General features: G+C 70.8%; 21 protein-coding genes and 1 pseudogene. 2 read left to right on the plus strand and 20 right to left on the minus strand.

Translation table 11 applies throughout. The features are described from left to right. The first annotated feature begins 413 nt into the window (after positions 1-413). Together ACF1B9_RS15005 and ACF1B9_RS15010 are read left to right on the plus strand one after the other, a co-directional pair. Positions 414-1259 carry an MIP/aquaporin family protein gene (locus ACF1B9_RS15005; RefSeq protein WP_391745167.1) on the plus strand — a complete coding sequence of 282 codons (846 nt, stop codon included), beginning with the start codon at positions 414-416 and terminating at the stop codon, positions 1257-1259. Positions 1260-1304: 45 nt separating this feature from the next. Beyond that, a pseudogene (locus ACF1B9_RS15010) lies at positions 1305-1710 on the plus strand (FGGY family carbohydrate kinase); the annotation flags it as partial. A gap of 136 nt (positions 1711-1846) precedes the next feature. Here the strand turns inward: ACF1B9_RS15010 and ACF1B9_RS15015 are convergent. The 20 genes from ACF1B9_RS15015 to ACF1B9_RS15110 all read right to left on the minus strand — a co-directional run bounded on the left by ACF1B9_RS15015 (position 1847) and on the right by ACF1B9_RS15110 (position 25911). After that, positions 1847-4117 (minus strand): M20/M25/M40 family metallo-hydrolase, encoded by a 2271-nt coding sequence (locus ACF1B9_RS15015; protein ID WP_391745169.1) that lies wholly within the window; start codon positions 4115-4117, stop codon positions 1847-1849. Then, entirely contained in the window at positions 4114-5868 is a 1755-nt protein-coding gene (locus ACF1B9_RS15020) for an AMP-binding protein (RefSeq protein WP_391745171.1), read from the minus strand. Before ACF1B9_RS15020 ends, ACF1B9_RS15015 begins: the two co-directional genes overlap by 4 nt. Then, on the minus strand, positions 5865-9164 hold the full coding sequence (locus ACF1B9_RS15025; RefSeq protein WP_391745173.1) for an amino acid adenylation domain-containing protein: 3300 nt from the start codon (positions 9162-9164) through the stop codon (positions 5865-5867). The genes ACF1B9_RS15020 and ACF1B9_RS15025 overlap by 4 nt, the downstream gene beginning before the upstream one ends. After that, complete coding sequence (locus ACF1B9_RS15030; protein ID WP_391745175.1) at positions 9161-9976, minus strand: class I SAM-dependent methyltransferase; 816 nt, start codon at positions 9974-9976, stop codon at positions 9161-9163. Before ACF1B9_RS15030 ends, ACF1B9_RS15025 begins: the two co-directional genes overlap by 4 nt. Before the next feature lie 11 nt (positions 9977-9987). Further along, positions 9988-11061, minus strand: coding sequence for an ornithine cyclodeaminase family protein (locus tag ACF1B9_RS15035; protein WP_391745176.1), 1074 nt, complete (start codon positions 11059-11061; stop codon positions 9988-9990). Between the two features lie 60 nt (positions 11062-11121). After that, positions 11122-12348: an MFS transporter gene (locus ACF1B9_RS15040; protein ID WP_391745178.1), complete on the minus strand. Its 1227-nt coding sequence runs from the start codon at positions 12346-12348 to the stop codon at positions 11122-11124. A gap of 2 nt (positions 12349-12350) precedes the next feature. After that, positions 12351-13385: a pyridoxal-phosphate dependent enzyme gene (locus tag ACF1B9_RS15045; RefSeq protein WP_391745180.1), complete on the minus strand. Its 1035-nt coding sequence runs from the start codon at positions 13383-13385 to the stop codon at positions 12351-12353. A gap of 317 nt (positions 13386-13702) precedes the next feature. Beyond that, positions 13703-14692 carry a hydrogenase expression/formation protein HypE gene (gene hypE, locus ACF1B9_RS15050; protein ID WP_391745236.1) on the minus strand — a complete coding sequence of 330 codons (990 nt, stop codon included), beginning with the start codon at positions 14690-14692 and terminating at the stop codon, positions 13703-13705. Between the two features lie 115 nt (positions 14693-14807). After that, complete coding sequence (hypD, locus tag ACF1B9_RS15055; protein ID WP_391745182.1) at positions 14808-15935, minus strand: hydrogenase formation protein HypD; 1128 nt, start codon at positions 15933-15935, stop codon at positions 14808-14810. After that, complete coding sequence (locus ACF1B9_RS15060) at positions 15932-16252, minus strand: HypC/HybG/HupF family hydrogenase formation chaperone (protein ID WP_391745183.1); 321 nt, start codon at positions 16250-16252, stop codon at positions 15932-15934. The genes hypD and ACF1B9_RS15060 overlap by 4 nt, the downstream gene beginning before the upstream one ends. 52 nt (positions 16253-16304) lie before the next feature. Next, on the minus strand, positions 16305-18743 hold the full coding sequence (gene hypF / locus ACF1B9_RS15065; RefSeq protein ID WP_391745185.1) for a carbamoyltransferase HypF: 2439 nt from the start codon (positions 18741-18743) through the stop codon (positions 16305-16307). Next, positions 18740-19561, minus strand: coding sequence for a hydrogenase nickel incorporation protein HypB (gene hypB / locus ACF1B9_RS15070; RefSeq protein ID WP_391745187.1), 822 nt, complete (start codon positions 19559-19561; stop codon positions 18740-18742). The genes hypF and hypB overlap by 4 nt, the downstream gene beginning before the upstream one ends. Positions 19562-19564: 3 nt before the next feature. Then, on the minus strand, positions 19565-19957 hold the full coding sequence (gene hypA, locus ACF1B9_RS15075) for a hydrogenase maturation nickel metallochaperone HypA (RefSeq protein WP_391745188.1): 393 nt from the start codon (positions 19955-19957) through the stop codon (positions 19565-19567). A 123-nt stretch (positions 19958-20080) separates the two neighbouring features. Further along, positions 20081-20185, minus strand: coding sequence for a DUF6893 family small protein (locus ACF1B9_RS15080; RefSeq protein ID WP_389637029.1), 105 nt, complete (start codon positions 20183-20185; stop codon positions 20081-20083). A 16-nt stretch (positions 20186-20201) separates the two neighbouring features. Continuing rightward, positions 20202-20750, minus strand: coding sequence for a hydrogenase maturation protease (locus ACF1B9_RS15085; RefSeq protein ID WP_391745189.1), 549 nt, complete (start codon positions 20748-20750; stop codon positions 20202-20204). Beyond that, positions 20747-22195 (minus strand): hypothetical protein, encoded by a 1449-nt coding sequence (locus ACF1B9_RS15090; protein ID WP_391745190.1) that lies wholly within the window; start codon positions 22193-22195, stop codon positions 20747-20749. The genes ACF1B9_RS15085 and ACF1B9_RS15090 overlap by 4 nt, the downstream gene beginning before the upstream one ends. Beyond that, positions 22192-22893, minus strand: a complete 702-nt coding sequence (locus tag ACF1B9_RS15095) for a DUF6084 family protein (protein ID WP_391745191.1) — start codon at positions 22891-22893, stop codon at positions 22192-22194. Before ACF1B9_RS15095 ends, ACF1B9_RS15090 begins: the two co-directional genes overlap by 4 nt. Beyond that, complete coding sequence (locus ACF1B9_RS15100; RefSeq protein ID WP_391745192.1) at positions 22890-23558, minus strand: DUF5947 family protein; 669 nt, start codon at positions 23556-23558, stop codon at positions 22890-22892. Before ACF1B9_RS15100 ends, ACF1B9_RS15095 begins: the two co-directional genes overlap by 4 nt. Continuing rightward, positions 23555-24130 carry a hypothetical protein gene (locus tag ACF1B9_RS15105; RefSeq protein ID WP_391745194.1) on the minus strand — a complete coding sequence of 192 codons (576 nt, stop codon included), beginning with the start codon at positions 24128-24130 and terminating at the stop codon, positions 23555-23557. The genes ACF1B9_RS15100 and ACF1B9_RS15105 overlap by 4 nt, the downstream gene beginning before the upstream one ends. Beyond that, positions 24127-25911 (minus strand): nickel-dependent hydrogenase large subunit, encoded by a 1785-nt coding sequence (locus tag ACF1B9_RS15110; protein ID WP_391745195.1) that lies wholly within the window; start codon positions 25909-25911, stop codon positions 24127-24129. The genes ACF1B9_RS15105 and ACF1B9_RS15110 overlap by 4 nt, the downstream gene beginning before the upstream one ends. Positions 25912-25961 lie beyond the last annotated feature (50 nt).

Below are 25961 nucleotides of genomic sequence, written 5' to 3' on the forward strand. Positions count from 1 at the left end.
GAGCCCGACGATACCCCCGGAGGGTTTCCCCGTCCTGTCGTACCCGGTCCTCTCGCGGCCTTGTCGGCCTATGACGTACGGCGGGCCCTCGGCTGCGCGCGGACGCGGGACGGCTCACTCGACGCTTCGGGCGCGCCTCCATGCGGCGTCGTGCAGCAGACGCAGTCCGTTGAGGCCGACGATGACGGTGGAACCCGCGCGGTCATCTCGCGCAGGCGGCGAACGACGGTGGGGTCGACGTCGCCGAGCGTGCGGTGCGGGCCGGCGTCGGCGACGGATGTGAAGCAAACGCGCGTCAGGTGCCGGTCCACCGACGGGCTTCCGTCACCGAGTGCGGAACCAATTCTCCGCGTCTACGCTCATTCCTGGATCCATGCCGCCAACAGCCGTGGCGCGACAGGAAGCGAGATCCCATGGAGCGGCTCAAGACATCGGGACTCGCTGGGGAACTCTCGGCGGAGTTCCTCGGCACGTTGGTGCTGATCCTCTTCGGCTGTGGTGTCGTGGCCCAGGTCGTCGCGGGCGGTGCGCTCACCAACCCGCCCGGAGGCCTCGGGAATCACGACAGCATCGCCTGGGCATGGGGCCTCGGAGTCACTCTGGGGGTCTATGTGGCGGCGAGACTGAGCGGAGCGCATCTCAATCCCGCTGTCACGCTTTCGCTCGCCGCTTTCAAGGACTTCCCCTGGAAGAAGGTGGCTCCCTACACGCTCGCTCAACTCGTGGGAGCCTTCATCGGGGCGCTGCTGGTGCGTTGGAATTACACCGAGGCTCTGGCCAAGGCGGACCCGGGACACACGATCAAGACGCAATTCGTCTTCTCGACGCTGCCCGCCAACGGGAATACCGCGCTACCGGTCCATGAATGGGGAGCACTGCGGGACCAGGTCATCGGCACCGCCATTCTCATACTGCTGATCTTCGCCGTCACGGATCTGCTCAACACACCGCCGGTCGCCAACATCAGCCCGTTCATCGTGGGCCTCATCGTGGTGGCCATCGGCATGGCGTGGGGCACCAATGCCGGATACGCGATCAATCCGGCACGCGACCTCGGCCCCCGGTTCGCGAGCTTCCTCACCGGCTACGGAGGAGCGTGGCGGGACCAGTACGGGAACCTCTACTTCTGGGTGCCGATCGTGGGCCCGCTCGTGGGCGGCTTGATCGGCGCGTTCGTCTACAAGACGCTCATCGGCCGTTTCCTGCCGAACGCGGAACCGGAGCCGGAGGGCAGTATCCCCACACCGCCGGAGAAGTGACGCCCGGTTTCTTCATCGGGCGCGACTCAGGAGAGGCAGCATGCCATGGCCGACTTCATCGGCGCGGTGGATCAAGGCACCACCAGCAGCCGCTTCATGATCTTCGATCACGGCGGAAACGAAGTGGCCAAGCACCAGTTGGAGCACGAGCAGATCCTGCCCCGCCCCGGCTGGGTGGAACACGACCCGGTGGAGATCTGGGAACGCACCAACTCGGTGATGCAGAACGCCCTGCGCACCGGAGGTCTCGGTGCCACCGATCTCGACGCCATCGGGATCACCAACCAGCGCGAGACCACGGTCGTATGGGACCCACGCACCGGTCGTCCGTACTGCAACGCCATCGTCTGGCAGGACACCCGGACCGACTCGATCGCCAAGGCCCTGGGCGGGAATCAAGTGGATCCTCGACAACGTCGAAGGGGCGCGCGAGGCCGCGGAACGGGGCCACGAGCGGCGCGCCGAAGGGTACGCGGGCTGGAAGAGGGCGGTCGAGCGCACCCTCGACCGGGTCACCGTGGGCTGACGTCAGGGGTCCGACGACCGTACGGGCGCCCTGCGGAGCGCGCCCGTACGGTCCGGGCCGGTCAGGCCCCGGTACGCAGTCCTGCCAGCATCCGGTAGACGGTTTCGGTGCCCTGGCGCAGGGCCTCGACGCCGATGTGCTCGTCGGTGCCGTGCATGCGCTTGAGCATGTCCCGGTTCACGGTGAACGGGTACATGCCGTAGACGGGTATGTTCTGCTCCCGGAACGGCACCGCGCTGGTGACCGCCTCGAACTGGCAGGCGGTGGCCCGTACGCCGGGATGCGTCCGGCGTACGGCTGTCTGCCAGGCGCGGAAGACGTCCGTGTCGTAGCTGGAGTCGGGCACCGCGAGATAGCCGCGCAGCCGGTCCAGAGCCTGCTGCTCGCTCTCGCCGGGGTTGCCGACCACGGTCAGCGTCGCCCGGTTGCCGATCAGCGAACGCAGTTCGGCGACGACACGGCCGGGGTCGTCGGCCCCGGGCAGGAACGCCGCCCGGAATTCCGCCGTCGCCGTGCCCGGCACGATGCTCGGGTAGTAGCCGGACTGCGCGGAGGTGAAGGCCAGCGTGGTCCGCAGCATCGCATTGTGCAGTTCCGGGGTGTCGCTGAGCCGTACCACCGCTTCGCCGGCCCGGTCGCGTCGCTGTTCCGTACGGGCATCGAGCATCTCGCGCACCGCCTCGGCGAGCGGCCGGTCGGTGGTGGCCTCGGCGAGTTCGGCGAAGTACCGCCGGGACAATGCGTTGGGACGGATGTGGGCGCGCCAGTCCCCCAGTTGCTCCAGCACTTCGCCGAGCCGGATCACGGCCTGTCCGGTGAACGGTTTGGACGTGTGGGTGGCGTACGAGGAGGTCTCCAGGCGCAGCAGCAGGGAGCGTTTGTCGTTGCAGGTGAGCGAGGCGATCATGGGGGTCCGGCCGTCGCGTTGGTTGAGCACCCAGCCGCCCTCGGTGACGACCGCGCCCGCCTCGATCCTGCCGGGGTGCTCCGCGAGGAACCAGCGCACCCCGTAGGGTCCCTGTTCCTCGTCGCAGTCGGACCAGAGGACGATGTCGCGGTCGAAGGCCGCGCCTTCGCGCACATGACGCAGCAGAGCGGCGACGAAGGCGGCGTTGACGCCCTTCATGTCGAGGGAGCCGCGGCCGTACAGCTTGCCGTCCTGGATGACTCCGGCGAAGGGGTCCGTCGTCCACTTGTCGCCGATGGCGGGAACGACGTCGGAGTGGCCGAGGAGGACCAGCGGCTTCTTCCGGGTCGGTCCGCCGGCCGGTACGCGGGCGAAGAAGTGGACGTTGCCCTCCTTCGGGGTGGGCACGATCTCGGTGCCGACCCCGGCCGCGCGGAAGATGTCCTGGAGCATCCGGGCGAACGGCAGGGTGAGTGCGCCGTCTCCGGGGTTGCTGGTGTTCTGCCGGATCATCGCCACGGCGAGGCCCACGGGGTCGGTGGGATCCCCGTCGAAGGAGACGCCCCCCGCTGCCGGCGCGGCGGCCGATGCCCTGGGTGATCCCGACGCGATCGCGCCGAGCCCCAGCATCGTGCCCGCGACGGCCGTCGCACCGGCGCCGAGCACGGAGCGGCGTGACGGCCGGGTCGCGGGAAGACCGTCCAGACAGGCGGATATGACCGCAGCCGGGTTCTCCTGGTGGGCGTAGTGACCACCCTCGACGGACCGCGTGGTGCACTCCGCACGCGTCCAGTCGGCCCAGCGTCGTACGGTGACTTCGGGCACGTGCGGGTCGTCGGTGGCCCACACCGCGCGCAACTCGACGTGCGGGACAGGAGTCCGGCCGCCGTCGTAGCCCGCGGCCAGCCGCAGATCGGCGATGACGGGCGGCAGCAGCACCTCCTCGAAGTCGGGATCCGCCAGCAGCTCCGGGTCGGTCAGTCCGGTCCCGGTGACGAAGGCGCGGGCGTCCTCCACCGTCACCTCGCCGCCGTCGCCGTGGAAGTCGCCGGGACACTGTCCGGCCACCGCGCACAGCCGCGCGACCGGCACTCCGGCGTCGAGCAGCCGGCAGCACGTCTCGTACGCCAGCAGCGCGCCGAGGCTCACACCGATCAGCACCAGTCGCCGCCCGCCCCGCGACGCACGCACCTCGGCCGCCACCGCATCGGCGTAGGCGGCCATGTCGGTGACGGGTTCCTCGTCGACCCGGGTGCCGCGGCCCGGTGGTGTGATCAACGCGAGTGCGGTGTCCTCGGGCAATCGGCCCCGCCAGGTCGCGAACGTCGAACCGTGGGCGCCGGTGGGTGCGAAGCAGACGACGAGAGTGCCGTCCCGGCCCGACGGCGACTCTTGGCCCGTCATGTTCAGCCATGGCACGTTCATGCCTGTTCCTCCTGCTGGATCTCGCGGCACAGTGCAGCGATCGCGGTGACGGTGGGTGCGCCGAGGATGCGGCGCAGGGGGACGCGTCGGCCCGCCGTGCTCGCCAGCCGGTTGGCGAGCCGTACGGCGAGCAGGGAGTGGCCTCCGGCGTCGAAGAAGTTCTGGTCCGCCGAGGCCGGTGGGGCGCCGAGCAGTTCCTGCCAGAGTGCGGCGACAGCTGCTTCGGTGGCGTCGGACGGGGCGAATCCGGCCGTCCGTTCCTGCCCCACGTTCTTCACGAGTGTGCGCAGGGCTGTGCGGTCGAGCTTGCCGTTGGCGGTCAGCGGGAGCCGGGCGAGCTGTTGGATGCGGGCGGGCAGCATGTAGTCGGGGAGCCGGTCGCGCAGGTAGGCGCGCAGTGCGGCGGGGGCGGTCTCCTCGTCGGCCGTGAAGCAGGCGACGATGCGTGTCTCGCCCCCCTCGGTCTCCGTGTAGGCCCCCGCGTCGGTGACGTCCGGCGCCTTGCGCAGGGTGGCCTCGATCTCCTCCAGCTCGACGCGGTAGCCCCGTATCTTGATCTGATTGTCGGCGCGTCCGGTCATCTCCATTACAGCATCGGGGAGTTGGCGGCCGCGATCCCCCGTACGGTAGTGAAGGACGCCGTCGTCGTCCGTGGTGAAGCGGTCCTCGCCGTCACCGCCGAGATAGCCGAGGGCGAGCGGCGGACCGGATACCCACACCTCGCCCGTCACGCCGGGCGGCAGCCGTCGGCCGAGCCGGTCGCGGACCGAGAGCACGGCACCCGCCACGGGGCTGCCGACGGGGACACGTTCGGCGTCCGCGGGCAGGAGCGCGGTGTCGTACGCGGCGACGTTGGAGGCGGTCTCCGTCATGCCGTACAGGTTCAGGAGCGTGGCGTCGGGCCAGACCTCGCGGAAGCGCAGGACCGTGTCCACCGGCAGGGTGTCGGCGCCGCTGGTGACCAGTACGGGCCGGTGTCCGCCGGGGCGTTTCGCACTCTCCTCCAGCAGCCCGGCGATCAACTGCGGGGTCAGGAACAGATGGGTGATCCGCTCCTGCTCGACGGCGGCCGCGAACAGCACCGGGTCGAGGAGCTCATCGGTGCCGAGCACGACGGACGGGATGCCTTTGAGCAGCCCGCCGAGCAGTTCCCACGGCGAGGCGACCAGAGCCAGGGACTTCTGGACGGCCAGCACCGAGCCCTCGGGGAACGGATGGTCCTGCCACATCCACTCCAGCCGCCCGCGGACCGAACGCCTGCTGATGCGTACCCCCTTGGGGCTTCCGGTCGTCCCGGACGTGTAGACGACATGGAACAGCGCGTCCTCCTCGGGTTCCTGCTCGGGGCCCTGGTGCAGCGGTCCCTCGGCCACGGGCGCGAGCGTGACGCGGGGGGCGTCCAGCGTCGGGAACTGGTCGAGGCCGGGCTCGGCCAGCACACAGTGCGGTCCTGTCTCCTCGACCATCCGGCGCTGTCGTCGTACGGGTATCGCGGGGTCGAGCCCGAGATAGGCGGCGCCCGTCTTCAGTACGGCGAGGACCCCGGCGACGGCTGCCGGGCCGCGCTGGGCGGCGAGTGCCACCAGTGTGCCGGGGCCGGTGCCCCTGGCGGCGAGCCGGGCGGCCAGCCGGCCGCTCCACTCGTCGAGTTCACGGTAGGTGAGGCTGGTGCCGGTGTGGCGCAGGGCTACGGCCCGGGGGCGGGCCGCCACCTGCTCGGCGAAGCGTTCCAGCAGGGTCGGCGTCGTCATCGGTGATCGTCTCCGGGCAGCAGATCGAGGGAACGGATGGTGGTGTGCCCCGCGCGCTCCGGGTCGGTCAGGGCCCGCAGCGCGATCAGTGTGGATTCCAGTACGTTGCGGGCGGCCGGGGCGTCGAGCAGTTCCTGCTGGTACGCGTACTGCAGCAGCAGTTGACCGGGGCCGTGCGGCTGGACGTACAGCGCGCAGTCGTACTTGGTGTAGCCGGTGTCCAGCTCGACGAAGCGGAAGGCGACGCCCGCCGCCGCGGTGGCGCGGGCCGGGTACGGCAGCATGTTGAGCATGGTCTGGAAGACCGGTGTCGCCGAGGAGCTGCGTGAGGCGGCCGGAAGCCGTCGCAGTGTCCAGCCGAAGGGATGTTCCGCCGCGGCGTAGGCGTCGTACACCGTCTCCCGCACCTGCGCGGTGAACTCCGTGAGGGTCGCTGCCGGTTCGACGCGCAGGCGCAGCGGCAGCATGGCGAGCACGAACGCCGGGACCTCGGCGGCTTCCGGCCGCTCCCGGCCCGCCATCGGCGCGCCGACGATCACTTCGTCGGCGTCGCCGTAGTAGCTCAGGGCCAGTGCGTAGGCGGCCAGCAACGGCACGAACGCGGTCGCGGAGGCGGACAGCGCGGTCTCCCGCAGCCGCCGGGACAGCTGCTCGTCGAGGACGGTCTCGGTGATCGCGCCCCGGTAGGTGGGGGTGGCGGGCCGCTGCTTCTGCGCGATCTGCAGTGCCGGGAGATCGCCCGCGAGCCGGCGCAGCCAGTACTCCCCCGCCTCGGCGACCTCGTCGGTGGCGAGGCGCCCCTCCAGGTGGTCGAGATAGCGGTCGTACCGGGTGGCGCGCTCCGGATCGGGTTGTGGCGGCTGCTGTTCGTACAGTCCGGCGAGCCGTTGGAAGAGCACGGTCGCGCCCCAGCCGTCGAGGAGCAGTTCATGCATGGTGACGAGCAGCCGGTGCTGTCCGCCCGGCAGTCGGAACAGCTCGGTGCGCAGGGCGGGTTCGGCGAGGAGGTCGAAGGGCCTTGCCGCTTCCTCGGCCGCCACCGCGCGAAACCCTTCGGGGGTGATGTCCCGGGCCTGTACGGGCAGCGGTACGTCCCAGTGCGGGAAGTGGTGCACCACTTCCTGACCGCCCGCTCCGTCGGTCTCGGCGAACCGGGCGAGGAGCAGCGGATTCTCGGCCAGCAGCAGGTGCCAGGCCCGTGCCAGCCGTGTCACGTCCAGCGGCCCGTCCAGTTCCAGGGAGCCCTGATAGCTGTAGTAGGGGCTGAGCGGGTCGAGGCGCCAGTGGAAGTACACCCCGGCCTGCTGCGGGGTGAGCGGCCGGGTCCGGGGGGCGTCCGGGGCCCGCTCAGGTCGGACGTCGGCGGCCCGCTCAGGTCGGTGGCCGCCGAGCGCGGCGAGTGCGGCGGGGCTGCCGTCGCGCAGCACGTCGCGCAGGCCGGCCACCGACCCTTTCGCGCGCAGCGCCGCGACGAGCCGCATGGCGAGCAGCGAGTCGCCGCCCAGCTCCAGGAACGCATCGTCCCGGCCGACGCGCCCGGTGCCGAGGAGTTCGGCGATCAGGGCCGCGACGGCGGTCTCCGCCTCGCCGCGCGGTGCCGTGTACGGACGGCTGTCGGGGCGGGTACGGCGCGGTGGTGCGGGGAGCGCCTTGTAGTCCGTCTTGCCGTTCCGGGTGAGCGGGAGCCGGGGCAGGACGACGAAGACGTGCGGGACCATCGGCGCGGGGAGCCGTTCGGCGAGGTGGGCGCGGAGTGTCTCCTCGGCCACCTCCTCCCCGGTGGCGGTGACGTACGCGACGAGCCGCGGCGGCTGTGCGGCGGCGGGGGCGTGGGCGCTCTCGCGGGCGACGAGGGCGCCCGTGTCCTCGGGGGTGTGGAGGGTGACGGCGCAGGCGGCGATGCCGGGGTGGCCGCCGAGGACCGCTTCGATCTCGGCGAGCTCCATGCGCACGCCGCCGAGCTTCACCTGCCGGTCGACCCGGCCCAGGTACTCCAGCCCGCCGTCCGGCAGTACGCGTACGGCGTCCCCGGTGCGATAGAGGCGCCCCCCGCGGTCGTCGAAGGGGTCGGTGAAGAAGGCGAGGGCGGTGCGCTCCGGATCACCGAGGTAGCCGCGTCCCACGACGAGTCCTCCGACGAACAGTTCCCCGGTCTCCCCGTGCGCGCAGGCGTGCCACTCCCCCTCCTCGGCACGCAGCACGTACAGTTCGGCGTTCCCGATGGGCGAGCCGATCGGCAGGTGGCGGACCCCGGCGGCCGGTGGGCCGAGCACGGCATGGGTGACATCGTCCGAACACTCGGTGGGGCCGTAGGCGTTGAGCAGTCCGATGCCGGGCATGGCGTCGTGCCACCGCCTGGCGAGAGCGGGCGGCAGCTCCTCACCGGTGGCGATCATCCAGCGCAGCGCACCGGGCCTCGTGCCCGAGCCCTCCTGGGCGTCGAGCAGGAAGCGGATCAGGGTGGGTACGGTTTCCAGCACCGTTGTTCCGCGGCTGCGCAGCCCTTCCAGCAGCAGCGCGCCGTCCTGTGCCTGTTCGTCGCCGAAGACCTGGACGCGGCCGCCGACGAGCAGGGGGGCGAGCATCTGCCAGACGGAGATGTCGAAGCCCAGGGGCGCGGTCTGCGCCAGCCGGTCGTCCGCGGTCAGCCCGAGGTCGTCGATCTTGGCCCACAGATGGTTGAGCATCCCCTGGTGTTCGACGATCGCGGCCTTGGGGCGGCCGGTCGACCCCGAGGTGTAGAGGACGTAGCGCACCTCGTCAAGCGCAAGCGGGGCGGTCCGGGTGTACGGGGGGTCCGTCGGTCGCGGCGCCGCGGTGGGGACTTTGGCCGCCCGCGCTCCCTTGACCAGTTCGCCGCTGTCCGCCGGTGCGCCGGTGGTCAGCAGCAGGACGGCGCCGCTGTCGGTGAGCAGGGACTCGACGCGGGCGGCGGGCCACCCGGCGTCCACCGGCAGATAGACGGCGCCCAGCAGCTCCAGCGCGAGAAAGGCGGTGATGACGTCGCCGCCGCGTCGGCCGCCGACGGCGACGATCTGTCCTGCCGCGACGCCGGCTGCTGCCAACTGTGCGGCGGTGCGGCGCATCCGCTCCGCCAACTCGGCGTAGCTCATGGACATTTCACCGTCGTCGACCGCTGTGCGGTCCGGGTGTGCGACCGCATGCCGGTCGACGTACGCGTGCACTCCTTCGCGCAGCTCGTACGGCTCGCTGCGGGTCAGCGCCGCGGCGAGCGCCCGCTCCCTCGCCCCTTCGGCCAGCGGAAGCTTCGGGTAGTGCTCGGACAGGCCGGTCACCGGGCCCCCTTCTTCTCCGCTACGACGAGCAGGTACTCGACGGGCACGCCCGTGCCCCGGTCGTCGGTGGTGTGGAAGCCCTCGGTCATCTCGACCATCTCCGCTCTCAGTTCCTTCCAGCGCGAGGGCGGCGAGATGGTGTTCTTCGCCGCGATGCAGGGCCCGAAGCAGTTCTCGAAGAAGGCGACCAGATCCTCGGCCGTACCGAACGGGTAGAAGAGTTCACGGCGTTCGGACGTAGTCGTGAATCCGGGGCCGAGCAGTTCGGCGAGATGGTCCGGCGAGCCCCACAGCATGGGCTGGCCCTGGTGGCCGTTGGGCGAGGGGAAGTAGGCCGAGAGGATCTCCTGGAAGTGCGCGGTCCAGCTGCGTGCCGTCCAGTTGCACATGCCGATCCGACCGCCGGGCCGCAGCACTCGGGCCATCTCGCCGGCGGCCGCTGCGTGGTCCGGTGCGAACTGGATCCCGTAGGTGGACGTCACCAGGTCGAACGCGGCGTCGGGGAAGGGGAGTTCCTGTGCGTCGCCGCGGTGCAGCTCCACCTCGACACCGGCCTTCGAGAACCGTTCACGCGCGTCGGGGAAGAACTCGTCGGTCAGGTCCAGCCCGGTGACGACGCAGCCGCGCAGAGCGGACAGCAGGGCGACGTTGCCGTTTCCGGTGGCGACGTCGAGATGGCGGGTGTCCGGTGCGGGGGCGAGCCGGTCGACCAGCTCCTCGGCGCCGGGCCGCAGCAGATCGGCGACATGCCGGTACTCACCGTACGACCACATGGTGCGGTTGATCTCCTGGACGTTCTGATCGATCGTCATGCGGATCCCCCTCAGAGAGTGAGCCGGGAGCCCAGGCCGGCGGTTTCGGCGCGGGCACGGATGCGGTCGGCGACGGCGACGTCGAGGATCGACATACCGAACGGGTTGCTGATCACGATCTCGTCCGGGTCCCGTCGGCCCGGGTGCCGACCGGCCAGCACGTCGCCGAGCGTGCCGTCGACGCGACGGGCGCCGGGTCGCGCGGTGACGCCTTCTCGCGGGGTGCCGTCGGGTCCGAGCAGGGTGCCCGTCCGGTGCATCCGGCCCAGCAGTCGGCGCGGGTCGTCACGGACCAGGCTCCAGTCGTCGACGATCACCGTGCCGGCCGAGAGCACGGCCGCCTCGGTGAGGTCGTCCAACGAGACGTGACAGACGAGTGCTCCCGGCCGCAACCAGTCGGACTCGATGTATCCCTGTGTCACCGTCGTGACGGGCACCACGAGTTCGGCGTCGCGCACGGCTGACCGTGGACCGTCGGCGAGCACCGTCTCGATGCCGTCGGCTCCGGGGAGCGACGCGGTGTACTCGGCGACAGACTTCGCACGGTCGGGTGCCACGTCGTACAGGGCTATGCGACGCAGCGAGGGCATGGTGCGCAGCAGCAGTGAGACATGCGCCTGTGCGAGCGCGCCGCAGCCGAGGAGAGCCAGCTGCCGCGGTTCCGCAACGGCCAGGTGCCGTGCGGCCAGCGCGGTCACCGCCGCGGTCCGCATGGCGCTGATGTACGCGGCCTCCATCAACGCGAGGGGGCGGGCGGTCTCCGGGTCCAGGAGCAGGGTGAAGCCCTGGGAACGCGGTATGCCGCGGCCCGGGTTGCCGAGCGAGGCGTTGATGGTCTTCATGCCGACGACCGGTGGCCTGCCGACCTGCGTCAGGGCTCCGGGCATGGCCAGCAGCCGGGCCGAGTCGCCCTGCGGGGTGGTCCAGCCGAGGTACGCCTCCTCGGGAAGGACGGACCGGCCGGCGGAGTGCAGCGTGAGCGCATCGGCCACCGCCGTCACGATGTCCACGTCGCGGGCCGCCTCGATGACGTCCGCACGGGTCAGATAGCGGAAGTGGCTGTCGGGGTATTGCTCGAAGTCCATGGCGGTCGGGGCTCCTTGACGTGGGAATCGTGGGTGGTCGGGCGGTCCGGACGGGACGCTTCAGCCGCTCGTGCCACGCGGCCCGCGCAGCATCATGAGGGGGGCGAGCGCGCCGAGCAGCAGTACCCCGGCGAGCGCGATCCAGCCGGCCGTGCCGAGGGCGAGCACGACGCCGGTCATCAGCACCGGGCCGGCCACCCGGTTGGCGACCGTCCGGCTGGTGTTGAACAGCACCAGGTAGGCGCTGCGCGCCCGCTCCGGTGCCAGGTCGAAGGAGAGTGTCCAGGAGGCGCCGACCTGGAGCAGTTCGGCGAACGTCAGAAGGACGACGGCGGCGCCGAGCACCAACAGTGCCTCCCGCGCCCCGAAGCCCGGTGCGGCGGCGAAGGCAAGGGCACCGAGGGCGAGCAGCAGCGCGGCACTCGCGTACGAGCACCACGCCCGGCGCGTCGTGCTGTAGCAGCGGCTGAGCGGATACTGGAGCGCGATGCACAGCACGGTGTTGACGGCGTAGAGGATGCCGACGTAGCGCTCCGGTACGTCGGTCTCGGTGACGAGCCACAGCGGGAAGGCCACGTTGAGTACCGGCATCCACAGCGACACCAGCGCGTTGTACGCGGTGAAGCCCAGCAGTCGGCGGTCCTTGAGCAGCTCCGAAACACGGGCGCTCCCGACGGCGGTCGCGGCCTCCTCGCCCTGTGCGGTGGCGTACACCGCGGCCACCACCACATAGGCGACTGCGCCGCCTGTCAGCAGCGGCCGGAAGGCTCCTGGCGCTCCGGAACCGAGGGCGACTCCCGCGATCAATCCGCCGAGGCTGATGCCGAGGTTGACGACCGTGCGCTGTACGGCCATCACCTTCGCGCGCAGGCTCTCGGGGGCCCGCGCACCGACGTACGACTGCACGAGTGGGGGCGAGGACTGCTCGGTGACGGCAATGACGGCGACCACGAGGAGAAAGCTCCACCAGCCGTCCACCCACAGATAGCCGACGGTGGCCAGCGCGCGGAGCAGCATCACAGCGATCAGTACGGGCTTCGGCCCGAAGCGTCCGGCCACCCGGGCGATGGGCACGGCGGCGGCTACGGCGACTGCCCCGCCGATGGTCAGGCCGGTGCCGACGGACGAGGTGCTGAGATGGGCGACCTTGACGAAGTAGATGGTCGAGACGGCGAGGAACAGTCCCGTCCCGGTCCACTCGATCAGCGTGGCGCCCTGGACCAGGGGCAGGAACTGCCGGTAGCCGGTCCCCGTCCGGCTCCGGTCGAGGGTGGTGCTCGTGCCCATGGTCAGTGCTCCTGGTGCTTTCGGTCGAAGAAGAGTCCTTCGCTGCGCAGTCGGTTCACGGCGGCGGTGATCTCCTTGACGATGCCCTGCTCGGCCGCCCAGTCGTCGGAGTAGAGGGTGTCGCGGTACTTGCGGCCGCCGTCGGCGGCCAGGCACACCGGGAGCCGGCCGTCCGTGCGGCCGTTCTCCAGATCGGTCAGCAGCGCGCGTACGGCACAGCCGCTGGAACCCCCGAGGACGACTCCCACGTCCTCGGCAAGGATGCGGCAGACGGCGATCGCCTCGATGTCGTCGACGTGCACGGCGCGGTCGTAGCTGTGCGGCCTTTGGAGGAAGACCGACGGCCGGCTGGCCCCTATGCCCGGTATCAGGCGGCGCCCGGCGCTGCCCGCGACGGCGAGCGAGCCGCGTACGTCCACCGCGACCGCGGCGACATCGGGCCGGTGCTCGCGCAGATGCGCGCTGATGCCGGCCAGGGTGCCGCCCGTGGAGACCGGTACGTACACCGTGCCGAGATCCGGCCCGGTCTGCTCGGTGATCTCGGGGCCGGTGGTGCGGCGGTGGATGTCGGGCGAGGCCCAGTTCTCGTACTGGTTGGGCCAGCGGTATCCGGGGTTGTGGGCGCACAGTTCGCCCACCCTGCGCAGTCGGCTCAGCAAGTAGCCGCCCTGGCCGTCGGGTTCGTCGACGACGATCATCCGGGCGCCCCGGTCGGCGAGTGTTCTGCGGGTGGCATGCGGGGTCTTCAGGTCGACCACCGCGAGGAAGACGCAGTCGATCGAGGGCAGCAGCCGGGCCAGAGCCAGGCCGAGGTTGCCGGAGGTGGATTCCACCACCACGGTCCCCGGGGTGAACGGCCGTTCGTCGTGCAGCGCCCGTAACAACCCCACAGCGCTGCGGTCCTTCACCGATCCCGTGGGGCCGCGCTCCTCCAGTTTCAGTCCCAGACGCCGCGTCCGGCCCCGGTGGGCGACGTCCAGGTGAAGTAAGGGAGTCCTACGCAGGGCCCGCTCGAGAACGGGTTCGACACGCGGCACTGCTTCCCCCTGGGCGATGCGTCGTTGACCTTTTCCGTGGTTCGACCGGACTGCTTCGCTGCGCGCACTTCAGACCTTAGGCACGCACCCCCCGGTGCCACCACGCCCTCGTTCCGGGCCCTTGTCGCGCTTGGCGAGAAGAGCGCTTGACGCCTCGGCCCCATCTCGCCTCGCACTGCCGAAGCCAGCGCTGACGCACGTACGCCTCGGTGGCCGACCGCGCTCGGGGCGCGGCCGGCCACTCGAATTGGCCGGTTCGGTTCCGCGGCGGACGGCACGGCGGCAGGACGTCTGCCCCGCACGGCGTGACGCAGCCGTCAGCAGATCCGCGGCAGCTGTTCCCCGACCGGCAGGTCGACCACTCGGGTGCCGCCCAGCCCGGTGCGGGCCACCACCATGCCGGGGTGGGCCGCCACCGCCTCACCGATCACGGCCGCGTCACGTCCCAGTGGATGCGCGCGCATCGCCTCCAGGACCGCGTCGGCGCTTTCGCGCGGGACGAACGCCACCAGCTTTCCCTCGTTGGCGACGTACATCGGGTCGAGCCCCAGGACGGCGCAGGCATTGGCCACCGGCGGAGGGACGGGGACGGCCCGCTCCCGGATCACGACTCCGGTGCCCGAGGCCGTCGCGATCTCGTTGAGGGAGGCGGCGAGCCCTCCACGCGTGGGGTCGCGCAGTACGTGCAGTTCGGGGGTGACCGCGAGCATGGCCTCCACGAGCCCGCCCAGGGCGGCGCAGTCGCTCTCGATCTCGACCCCGAACTCCAGGCCCTCGCGCACGCTCATGATGGCCACGCCGTGGACGCCGACCGCCCCGCTGACGATCACGACGTCGCCCGGTTCGACCCGCTGCGGACGCAGGTCGACGCCGGCCGGGATAAGGCCGATACCGGCGGTGTTGATGAAGATGCCGTCTCCGTGACCGGCCTCGACCACCTTGGTGTCCCCCGTCACCACCTCGACACCCGCGTGGCGCGCGGCGGCACCGAAGGCGTCGGCGACACGCGCCACGACGGAGAGCTCGACGCCCTCCTCCAGGATGTATCCGCAGGACAGATAGGCGGCCCGCGCGCCGCTCATGGCCAGGTCGTTGACGGTACCGTTGACCGCGAGGTCGCCGATGCTGCCGCCGGGGAAGAACAGCGGCCGCACCACGAAGGTGTCGGTGGAGAACGCGAGGCGGGCGCCACCCAGCCGCACGGACGCCGCATCGCCCATCTGCGCAAGCGTCTCACCGCCGAAGGCGGGGGCGAAGATGTGCTGGACGAGTTCCGCGGAGAGGGCGCCGCCACCTCCGTGCCCCATCACGATGCGCGGGTGGTCACGGAGCGGGGCCGGACACGTCCATGCCGTGGGATCGGGCAGCGGGACGCCGGAAGCGGATGCCGTCGCGGCGTCGCCCGTGGATGTCTCGATGGTCTCAGACAACGGGGATCGCCTCCACAGGCACCGCCTTGTCGATGTCCAGCCGCCGGTAGAGGTAGTACGCGGCGCATGCGCCCTCGCTGGAGACCATGGTGGCTCCGAGTGGGGTGCGAGGGGTGCAGGTGGTGCCGAACGCCTCGCATTCATGGGGCTTCAGCAGGCCCTGCAGCACCTCGCCGCTGCGGCACTGCTCGGGTTCGCGGGTGTTGATGCCGGTCACCGAGAAGCGGTACTCCGCGTCGTGGTCCCGATAGCGCGGGGAGAGCCGCCAGCCGCTGTCGGGGATGACGCCGATGCCGCGCCAGGACCGGTCGGTGACCTCGAAGACGTCCTCCAGCATCCTCAGCGCGGCCGGGTTGCCCTCGGGGCGCACGGCGCGCGGGTAGGCGTTGTCCACGGTGTGTTCGCCGCGTTCCAGCTGGACCACGGTCCGGCGCACCCCTTCCAGGATGTCCAGCGGTTCGAATCCGGTCACCACGATCGGGACGCGGAAGCGTTCGGCCAGTGCGGGATACTCACCCACTCCCATGACGCTGCACACATGCCCCGCGGCCAGAAATGCCTGCACCCGGCAGTCCGGCGACCTCATGATCGCCTCGATCGCCGGAGGCACCCGGACATGGGACACCAGCAGACTGAAGTTGCGGATGCCGAGCCTGCGCGCCTGATAGACCGTCATCGCGTTGGGAGGGGCGGTGGTCTCGAAGCCGATTCCGAAGAACACGACCTCCCGGTCCGGGTTCTGCTGAGCGATCTTCAACGCGTCGAGCGGGGAGTAGACGACGCGCACATCTCCGCCCTCACCGCGGACCCGGAAGAGGTCGCGGCCGGTTCCGGGGACGCGGAGCATGTCGCCGAAGGAACAGAAGATCACCTCCGGACGGGAGGCGATCTCCAGTGCCTTGTCGATGACCTCCAGCGGGGTCACGCACACCGGGCAGCCCGGCCCATGGATCAATTCCACCTGTTCGGGCAGGAGTTGATCGATGCCGTGCCGGATGATGGTGTGGGTCTGACCGCCGCAGACCTCCATCAGGGCCCACGGCCTGGTCACGGTGGAGTGGATCTCGTCGAGCAGTCGCCGGGCCAGTTCGGGGTTCTGGAACTCGTCGATGTACTTCACTGCCGCACCTCCTGCGGTGTCTCACCGGAGCCGGGCAGCGGGGCTCCGCCCGCCTCGGCCGCCATTTCCCACGGGTCACCGAACTCTTCCTGCAGCAGGCCGAGTTGGGTGAAGAGCTCCAGGGTCTGCCGGGCCGATTCCTCGTCCAGCTTCTGCAGGGCGAACCCCACGTGGACGATGGCGTAGTCACCGACCCGGAGGTCCGGCAGATACTCCAGACACGCTTCCTTGACCACTCCGCCGAAATCGACGGTGGCCATGCGGGTACCGTCCCGCTCCTCGATCTCCAGCACTCTGCCGGGCACCGCCAGGCACATGGCTTCTCCTCGCTGTGGTTGGTCACCTGCCCGGCCCTGCCGGGACACGCCGTCAGTGGGTGGCTTCGGTCTCCCGCGCCGGGGTTGAGCGGCCGTCGGGTGGTCGGGGGGCCCGGCTCCGCGCGGCGATCAGCACCTGCCCCAGCGCCAGTCCTCCGTCGTTCGGAGGGACCCGGTGGTGACGCAGAACGGTGAAGCCGTGTCCGCGAAGCGTGCGGGCGCATTCCGAGGAGAGCAGGGTGTTGGCGAACACTCCGCCGGTGAGGGCCACGGTGTCCAGGCCGTACTGCTCACGCGCGAGGACACAGGTTCTGCGGACGAGAGCGGCGACCGCGGTGTGGAAACGCGCCGCGACGACTCCCGGTTCGGTGCCGGCGCGCACCTCGTCGACCACGGCCGACAGTACGGGCGCGGGGTCGGCGATCAGCACCTCCCCGCTGCCCGGGTCGGGGGCCCGCAGAGCGAAGGCGTATCGCTCGCAGTCGCCTTCGGCCGCGCGCAGCGCGGCCGTTTCGAGTTCGATGGCGGCCTGGGCTTCGTATCCGACCCGGTGGCAGATACCCGTGAGGGAGGAGACCGCGTCGAACAGCCGGCCCATGCTGGAGGTGGGGACACAGTTGAGGCGCCGCTCCAACTGTCGTTCCAACGGCCCCAGTTCATCGGAGGGGCAGGCCATCGTGCACGGCAGATCCCGCGCCCACCCGATCCCCGCCGCGTGCAGATGGGCCAGGGCCATGCGGTAGGGACGCCGCACGGAGGCGTCACCGCCCGGCAGAGGAACGTAGGCGAGATGTCCGAACCGGTGGTATCCGTCGTAGTCAGCCAACAGGATCTCTCCGCCCCACACGGCTCCGTCGTCGCCGTAGCCGGTGCCGTCGAACGCGACGCCGATCACCCGTCGGCTGCCGTCCAGGCCGTGTTCGGCCATCGCGGAGGCGATGTGGGCGTGGTGGTGCTGGACGCGCACGACCGGCCGTTCTCCGGCCAGGCGCCGGGTCAACTGCCCCGAGCGGTATCGGGGATGCCGGTCGACGGCCAGGATGCCGGGCCGCACACCGGTGAGGGTCTCCAGTTGTTGCGCCGCGCGCTCGAAGGCGTGTTGTGTGGCGAGGTCGTCCATGTCACCGATGTGGGCGGACAGCCAGGCTCTGCGCCCCTCCGCCAGACAGAGGACGTTCTTGAGATCGCCCCCGGCGGCGAGGACCGCCGGTACCGGAAAGGGGAGCTCGACGGACCGGGGGGCGTAGCCGCGTGAGCGGCGTACGGTCAGCCGTTCCCCGTCGCAGACACGGACGACGGAGTCGTCGCACGGGACCCTGATCGGGCGGTCGTGGGTCAGCCAGGCGTCTGCCAGACCGCCGAGCCGCTCCAGTGCTTCGACGTCGTCGGTGACGATCGGTTCCCCGGCCACGTTGCCGCTGGTCATGACGAGCAGGCGCGGCCCGGCCGGGTCGCCGGGCAGGCCGAGGAGCAGGTGGTGCAGGGGGGTGTAGGCGAGCATGACACCGAGGTCGGGGCTGCCCGGGGCGACATTGTCCGACGGGACCGGGGCGCCCGGCACGGCGGCGGCGCGGGCTCGGCGCCGCAGCAGGACGATCGGCCGGGCGACGTCGGTGAGCAGGGCCCGCTCTTCGGCGCTCGCACGGACGACGTGTTCGATGTCGTCGATGCCGCGGGCCATGAGGGCGAACGGCTTGTCCCCGCGTGCCTTGCGACGGCGCAGCTCGGCCACGGCCAGGGGGTTGGTCGCGTCGCAGGCGAGGTGGTACCCGCCGAGGCCCTTCACGGCGACGATCGCGCCGCAGGACAGGAGTTCGCGGGCCTCGGCGACCGGGTCCGCGGCGTGGGTGCGTCGCGGGTTTCTGCCCGGATCGGGGTGTGGCACCAACAGGTCGAGCCGGGGTCCGCAGCGGGGACAGGCGACCGGCTGGGCATGGAAGCGGCGGTCGGCCGGGTCCGCGTACTCACGGGCGCAGTCGCCGCACATGGGGAAGCCGGCCATGGTGGTGTGCGCCCGGTCGTACGGCAGCCCCGTGACGATGGTGAACCTCGGACCGCAGTTGGTGCAGGTGATGAAGGGGTGCCGATGGCGCCGGTCCGCGGGGTCGGCCAGTTCGGCGAGGCAGTCCGCGCAGGTGGCCAGGTCCGGCGGAACCAGTGTGCGGGAGGGTCCGCCGGTGCGGGAGGCGATGATGGTGAAGCCGGTGCCGCCCGCGGCGGGCACCTCCCGGTGCTCGACGGATTCGAGGACGGCCATGGGCGGCGCGTCCGTCGCGATCCCTTCGCAGAACAGGGCCACGACAGCAGGTGATCCCTCGACTTCCGCGACGACGCCCTCGGGAGTGTTGGTGACATGTCCGGCCAGGCCCATCGCGAGAGCGCGCGTGTAGACATAGGGCCGGAATCCGACGCCCTGGACGACGCCTCGCACCGTGACCCGGCGACGTTGCGTCGGCTCGCCCGGGGCCCGGCCGGACCGTGGCGCCGTCACGCGCGGGTCTGCGCCGCGGCGCCGGACGCACCCGGTACGGCAGCCTGCTCGCCCCGACCGGCATGCGTGCGGGGCCGGTCCCGGCCGTCCGCGTCGTGCTCCGTATGTGCGTGGGTGTGGGGAGAAGGGTTCTGCCGGGCCATGACGGGCCGGTGGACCGGGGCGCCGTTCGCGGCGTCCAGCGCCCGGTCGAGGAGCGCCCCGACGCCGTCTCCGCGCCGGGCGGAGGTGAGGAGCACCTGCACCCCGGGGTTGACCTGCTCGACATGGGCGCGGAACGCGTCCTCGTCGAACCCCACCGCCCCGGCGATGTCCGCCTTGGTGACGAGGACGAGGTGGGCGAGCCCGAAGGCGGTGGGGTACTTCAGCGGCTTGTCCTCGCCCTCGGTGACCGAGGCGAGGACGACCCTCAGCGTTTCCCCGAGGTCGTACGAGGCCGGGCAGACCAGGTTGCCGACGTTCTCCACGAACAGGAGCCGGGTGTCCTCGGGCAGCCATCCGTCCAGGTGCCCGCTCAGCATGTGGGCCTCCAGGTGGCAGAGCCCGTCGGTGAGCACCTGCTTGACCGGGGCTCCGGAGCGGGCCAGGCGCGTGGCGTCGTTCTCCGTGGCCAGGTCGGCGGTCAGTGCCGCGACGGGGACGCCCGTCTCACGGGCCAGCACCAGTTCGCGTTCGAGCAGTGCGGTCTTCCCGCTCCCCGGGCTGGAGAGCAGATTGACCACCGCTGTGCCGCGGCGGGCGAGTTCGGTGCGCAGGTGCTGCGCGGTCGTGTCGTTCTTCGCGAGTACCGCCTGCTGCAGATCGACCACACGGCACATGGTTCAGCGCTCCTCGGAAATCGGTTCACGGTTGTGTCCGTGCGCGGGGCCGTCGTCCCAGTGGACGTCGGCGATCTGCAGTTCGCGGCCCGAGAGCAGCTCCGCAGTCGCTTCGCCGCACACGGGGCAGCACAGCACCGGTGGCATGCCGACCGCCCATTCGTCCGCACAGGGCGCGCAGCGCGCTCTCGCCCGTACGGAGTCGACGATCAGCTCCGCGCCTTCCAGCACGGTCCCGGCACAGGCCAGTTCGAAGCAGAAGGACAGTGCGTCCGGTACCACTCCGGCCAGTTCGCCGACCTGGAGCCGGACGGATGTGACGCCGACGGCGCCACCGGTCCGGGCCGCTTCTTCCACCTGGCCGACGACGGCCACGGCGATGGACATCTCGTGCATGGGTCTCCGTCCTGCCCGCGTCATTAGACCGGGGGTGGCCGTCGCCATCGGGTCGGCTCGCCGACGCCGAGCGCCAGGTACGTCATTCGGTGCAGCCCGGCTCCGCTCCGGAGTCCGGTGCCGTCACATGCACCGCATACGCACGTAGCGCTTGATGTCGGGCAGTACCTGGGCCAGGAGCGCGGCGAGGGCGGCGGCGACCGCGCCGCCGATGATGATCTTCTTCATGATGGTGTTCGTCTCCTCAGTTCACGGCCGTGCCTGTTGCCGGCTGTGGGGTGGGCGTGGTCTGTTCGTCGTCCCGCACCAGGCGCAGCACCATGTCCACGGCCTGTGGAACAGCGGCGGCCACGGGGGCGCTCAGACCGATGCCCTCGTCGACGCGGGCGGGTTCGCATCCGACGACCAGAGTGCGTTGCGGGGGCCTGCAGCCCGTCCCGGCGCACAGGGTCTCCAGCAGGGTCAGGACCGTGTCGGGGGACATCCGGTGGCCGTCGAGCAGGGCCTCCTGCGGCTCGATCCGGCCTGGCCGGTCGACCTCGATCAGATACAGCGTCCCGGGATCGCCGCCGCGTCGGGTGGCGTCGATCAGGACGAGCGTGTCGTATCCGTCGAGGAGCTGGTACGCGAGGTGGACTCCGCGCACGCCGATGTCCACCGCTTCGACGTGGGCGGGCAGAGGCTCCGAGGTCAGTCGTCGTACGGTCTCGACACCGAAGCCGTCGTCGCCGAGGAAGATGTTGCCGACGCCCGCGACCAGAGTGGTCGCCCGCTGTGCCGAGGGCGGTGTCATGCGTCCTCCAGTGGTGCGACCTCGTCGGGCTGGAAGTAGAGGAACCGCCCCTGCTCGCGCCGGATGTCCGCACCCGGATCGCCCTCGACGGTGACCGCGAGGTGGACTCCCCCGTCCACATCGTGGAGTACCGCCTCGACCAGTGCGCTGCGGCCTCGTAGAAAGAGGTCCTGGGCGTCGGTGCGGCGCAGGCCCGGCCGCAGGAGCACACGGCTGCCCGTGCCCACCGGGCGGCCGTCCACCAGGACCCGGTCGCGCGCCGGGTCGACCCCGTCGTCGGCGGCCGGGTCCCACCACGGCTGGTCCGGGCGGACCAAGTCGTAGGTGTCGGCTTCCTCCGGGACTCGCGCACGGCCGTCCGGCGCGACGACCGCGGGCGCCCCCGGTTCGGTGACCTCCCGCAGAGCCCGCACCGCGCCGTGCAGCCGCTCCAGGACCTCGGAGGGCATCGAGTCGGCGAGGTCGATCACGGCCGCCGCCCGGTCGTCCGTCCCCCTGGCCTCGCGCTTCTCCCGGTCCGTCAGGGCCGCTGTGCGCAGGGCCAGGATCTCGTCGATCTCCGTGGAGTCGTACAGCGCTCCGGGGCTCTCCGGGGCGATGGCCGGATGGTCCTCCAGGATGATCGGGGACGAGAGCATCAGGTCCGCACGGCCGGGCTCACCGGCCAGCACGGGCCAGGTATGCAGGTTCCGGCAGCCCGCGACCGCCCCCGCGGCCCACTCGGGAGGGTCGGTCATCGAGAGGAACGCGCCGGCATCGAGGCCGAGGAGGAGGTGTGCCGCCACCAGCGATCTGGGCAGGGCGGCGTCGCGGCCGCCGTCATCGGCGTCCGGGGTCCATGTGCTGGTGTTCTCCACGACGGCGGTGAGCCGCATCGCCCGGTAGGGGCCGTCGAGTTCGGCGGCAAGGAGCCGTAGCGTCCCGCTGATCTCCTCGCAGCGGCGCACCAGCCGGCCCACGGTCCGGCCGTCCTCGTCGCGAACGGTCTCGCTCTCCTCGCGCGCCGGGCGCGTGAACGGGACGACGACGCCGTCGCCGGTGAGCTCGGCCACGGTGGCGAGCACCTCGATCCGTTCCTCCACCCCTTCGTCCCAGGGAACGAGGACCCTCTCCGTGAGGTGGAGTTCGGGAACGGTCTCGAAGCTGCCGTCCTCGCAGAGCCGCTGCACGATGCGTCGTCGGGCGTGCAGAAAGCGCACCTCGGCCGCCAGGGTCGCATCGGCCTTCGGTTCCATCAGGCACTCGGTGTGCTGGAAGTCGTGCTCGTCGGCCGCCGCCGTCCAGGCCGGTGGTACGAGCACCCCGAACTGCCAGCGGAGCCGGTTCTTGGCCGCCGACGCACGGTACGGATACAGGACGTAGCCCTCGAAGAGGACCGCGTCGGCCACCCCGCGGGCGGTGGCGAATCGCGATTCCAGCGCGGGAGTGAGAGTGGACGCGGTCATTGCGCTGTCCTCTCGGCGAGCCCGGCGAGTCCGGCGCCGACGCCGTCCCGGTGCTGCTGCTGGAGGGCAGTGGGTCCCGCGGCGTCGAGAAGGGCCCGGACGGTTGACTCCCAGGACGCCAGCGCGTGCCGGGAGCGGAACGCGAGCAGTTCGTTCATGGTGTCGCGAGGGAGACGGATCCAGCCGCACCCCGGAAAGTGCTGCTCGACCATTTCCTGCCACGCCGTCACCGGCATCCGGAAAGGAGCCTCCAGGTCCCACGGCACCGGCTCGACCCGGAAGCCGCCGGAGCCGGTGAACGCGGTACCGGAGAAGAGCATGAGGAGCGGCACCTCGCCGTCGGTCAGCGCGTTCAGATACCGTGTCGCGGCGATGTCCAGGTCGTAGGTACAGGGCACGACGACGTCCGTCTCGGTCTCCCCGGTGAACGCGGGGACCATGACCGGGACCTGGGCGAACTGCACGGGCTGGAGCGTGGTGCCCCAGCGCGGGCGCTCGCCGAACAGGTCCGCCAGTCCCTCGGCCTCGGCGGGTTCGTAGTCGCGCCGGGCGGGCTCGATGCGGATCTGGCAGCGCAGCGCCATCGCGTGCACCCGGGCGCCCGGCGAGGCGGTGACGCGGAGGCGGAACACGAGGGTGGGGCCCGCGGAGTACGGGTCGGCGCGTACACCGGTGCAGGTGAAGGTGAACTCCGTCATCGCCGTTGCTCCCCCGCTGTTGCCCCGGAGCGGCGTTCGACGTGTGCGAAGAAGGCCCGGAGATCGGCACGGGCCTCGGCCCCGCCGTCGAAGCCCTGCCACAACAGACGCATGCGTCCCACCAGTTCGTAGCAGATGTCGATCGGTACGAGATAGCACTCGACCCGGCCTTCGAAGCGGCGCAACAACAGCGCCTCCACATCCGGTTCCAGCAGTTCGGCGAGGCGGCTTTTGCCGAGGACCGTCTGCCAGATCGATGGATCGAGTTCGCTCTCGGTTGCTCCGGCAGGGCTCGGATACAGCGCCACCAGCCGGTCCAGTGCGGCGTTGCGGAAGAAGAAGGCGACCCCGACCGGGATCTGCAGGAGTTCCCACGCGTTGTCGTCGAGGCGGTGGTCGTGGTCGGCCAGATAGCGGTCCGGGACGCTCAGGAACCGGCCCTGTGCGGCACCGGGCCGTTCGAACAGCAGGGCGCATGGTGTGCAGGCGCACGCCAGCGAGCGCTGTTCGGTGTCCACCACATGCCGGTGGTTCCCCTCGGTGACCCGTACTCCACAGAGTTCGCACTGCTCCTGCCGGGGTCCACTCGGTGAGGCGAGCCGTCGCAGTGTGTGCAGGCCCGAGGTGGGGGCGGGCCGTCCGGTCCGCGTCGTGGGCGCGCTCATGGTGTGCCGGCCGGGGTCGCCCGGGTGTCCGGCGCGGCCTGCGGTGGACGGGTTCCGATCTGGAGGAGTGCCGGCTCCCGAGTGGCGGAGCCCGGCTCCTGTTCGACCGTGGTCACCTCCGGTGCGAAGCAGGCGAGGACGTTCTCGATCTGCGGCTGCGCCGTCGGCGCACCGGCGCAGCCGCAGCCGCCCGTGTCGGTGGTGCGCAGGCGCAGGGTGCCCGTGCTCTCGTCGAAGGTGACGACCTCGACGGGGTCGCGGACGGCCGCGAGGGCCCGGCCGATCCGTGTTCCGGTGTCCTCGGGGTGCAGGTCGTGCAGGACCAGGAGGCTCGACACGAGGTCGTCGCCCAGGAGTGCGTCCAGCGTGTCGCCGGTTTCGCGGCCCGGTGCGGCCCGTAGTCCGTCGATGATCCGGGCCAGCCCGGCACCGTAGAAGTCCATCAGGACCCGCACCAGTTCCTCGGCCGCCGCGACGGCCTTCTGGTCACCGGCCGACGTCACTCGCTCAAGCACCTCGTCGATGCGCCGTCCGGCCTGCTCCGCGTCGAGCGCCCTCGCTGCCACGCTCATCCGCCCAGTCCGCTCAGGCCGGTGGGCACGTGCATCTTCTGCACGGTTCTGCCGCCGCCGACGTACATGTGGACCCCGCACGGGAGACAGGGGTCGAAGCTGCGGATGGTGCGCATGATGTCGATGCCCTTGAAGTTCTCCGGGGGGTTCTCCTCGAAGATGGGTGTGTTCTGCACCGCGTCCTCGTACGGCCCCGGGGTTCCGTAGGTGTCCCTCGTGCTGGCGTTCCACGGCGTCGGGGGGTAGGGGTGGTAGTTGGCGATCTTGCCGTCCCTGATCACCATGTGGTGCGACAGCACGCCGCGCACGGCCTCGGTGAATCCGACACCGATGCTCTCGTCCGGGACCTCGAACTTCTCCCATGTCCCGGTACGTCCGGCGCGGACCTCCTCAAGCCCCTTCTCGGCACAGTGCAGCGCGATCGCGGCCGCGTACGCCTGGAAGTAGGTGCGCGCGCGGTTGCGCTCCAGCGCGTTGCTCCACTTCGGGATCTGCCACTCGAAGGTGGTCTCGGGCTTGGTCATCGTGCGCGGCAGGTTGATGACGACGCTGTGGCCGGTGGCCTTGACGTAGCCGACGTCCACGAGCCCGGAGAGCGCGGTGGACCAGAGGCGCGCGATGGGGCCGCCGCCGGTGTCCAGGGCCAGGTGGTCCTTGCCGTCGAACCAGCGCGGCGACATCACCCAGCTGTACTTGTCGTCGAAGTTCCGCTTCTGCGGTGCGGGGATCGTGTGCTGGTTCCACGGGTGGCGCGGGTCGACCGGGTTGCCGAGCGGGTCGTGGGTGACGAACTGCTCCTTGCCCTGCCAGTCGTCGTAGTACGAACTGCCCAGCAGGATCCGGATGCCGAGGTTGATCTCGGTGAGGTCGTTGGTGACCAGCTTGCCGTCCACGATCACACCGGGGGTGACGAACATCTTGCGCCCCCAGTCGCTCATGTTGGCGTACGTGAAGTCGCAGTGCTCGGGGTCGTTGAGCGCTCCCCAGCAGCCGAGCAGCACCCGTCGGCGGCCGACCTCCTCGTACCCGGGCAGCGCCTCGTAGAAGAAGTCGAACAGGTCGTCGTGCAGGGGTACGACCCGCTTCATGAACTCCACGTACCGCATGAGGCGGGTGAGGTAGTCCGTGAAGAGCTGGACGGAGGCGACCGTGCCCACGCCGCCCGGGTAGAGCGTGGAGGGGTGCACATGGCGCCCCTCCATGAGGCAGAACATCTCCCGCGTGTAGCGGCTCACCTGGAGGGCCTCGCGGTAGAACTCGCCCTCGATGGGGTTGAGCGACCGCATGATGTCGGCGATCGTGCGGTAGCCGTGCTCCCCGGCGTGCGGTGCCTCGGTGCGCTCGGCTAGCTCCAGGACGCCGGGGTTGGTCTCGCGGACCATCTTTTCGCAGTAGTCGACCCCGACCAGGTTCTCCTGGAAGATGTTGTGGTCGAACATGTACTCCGCGGACTCGCCGAGGTTGATGATCCACTCACCGAGGTGGGGCGGCTTCACTCCGTACGCCATGTTCTGCGCGTACACGGAGCACGTGGCGTGGTTGTCGCCGCAGATCCCGCAGATCCGGCTGGTGATGAAGTGCGCGTCGCGGGGGTCCTTGCCTCGCATGAAGACGCTGTAGCCGCGGAACACCGACGAGGTGCTGTAGCACTCCGCGACCCGCTTCTGCTTGAAGTCGATCTTCGTGTGGATGCCGAGACTGCCCACGATCCGGGTGATCGGGTCCCAGGCCATCTCCACCAGGCCGCTGCCGTCGCCGGCCGCCTTAGTTGTCGGTGCCATCGTATGTGCCGTAGCCCTTCTGAGAAGCGTGCGGTGGGGTCGTCACCGGA

Origin of the sequence: Streptomyces sp. NPDC014727, from assembly GCF_043083485.1 — a bacterium.
GTDB lineage: Bacteria > Actinomycetota > Actinomycetes > Streptomycetales > Streptomycetaceae > Streptomyces.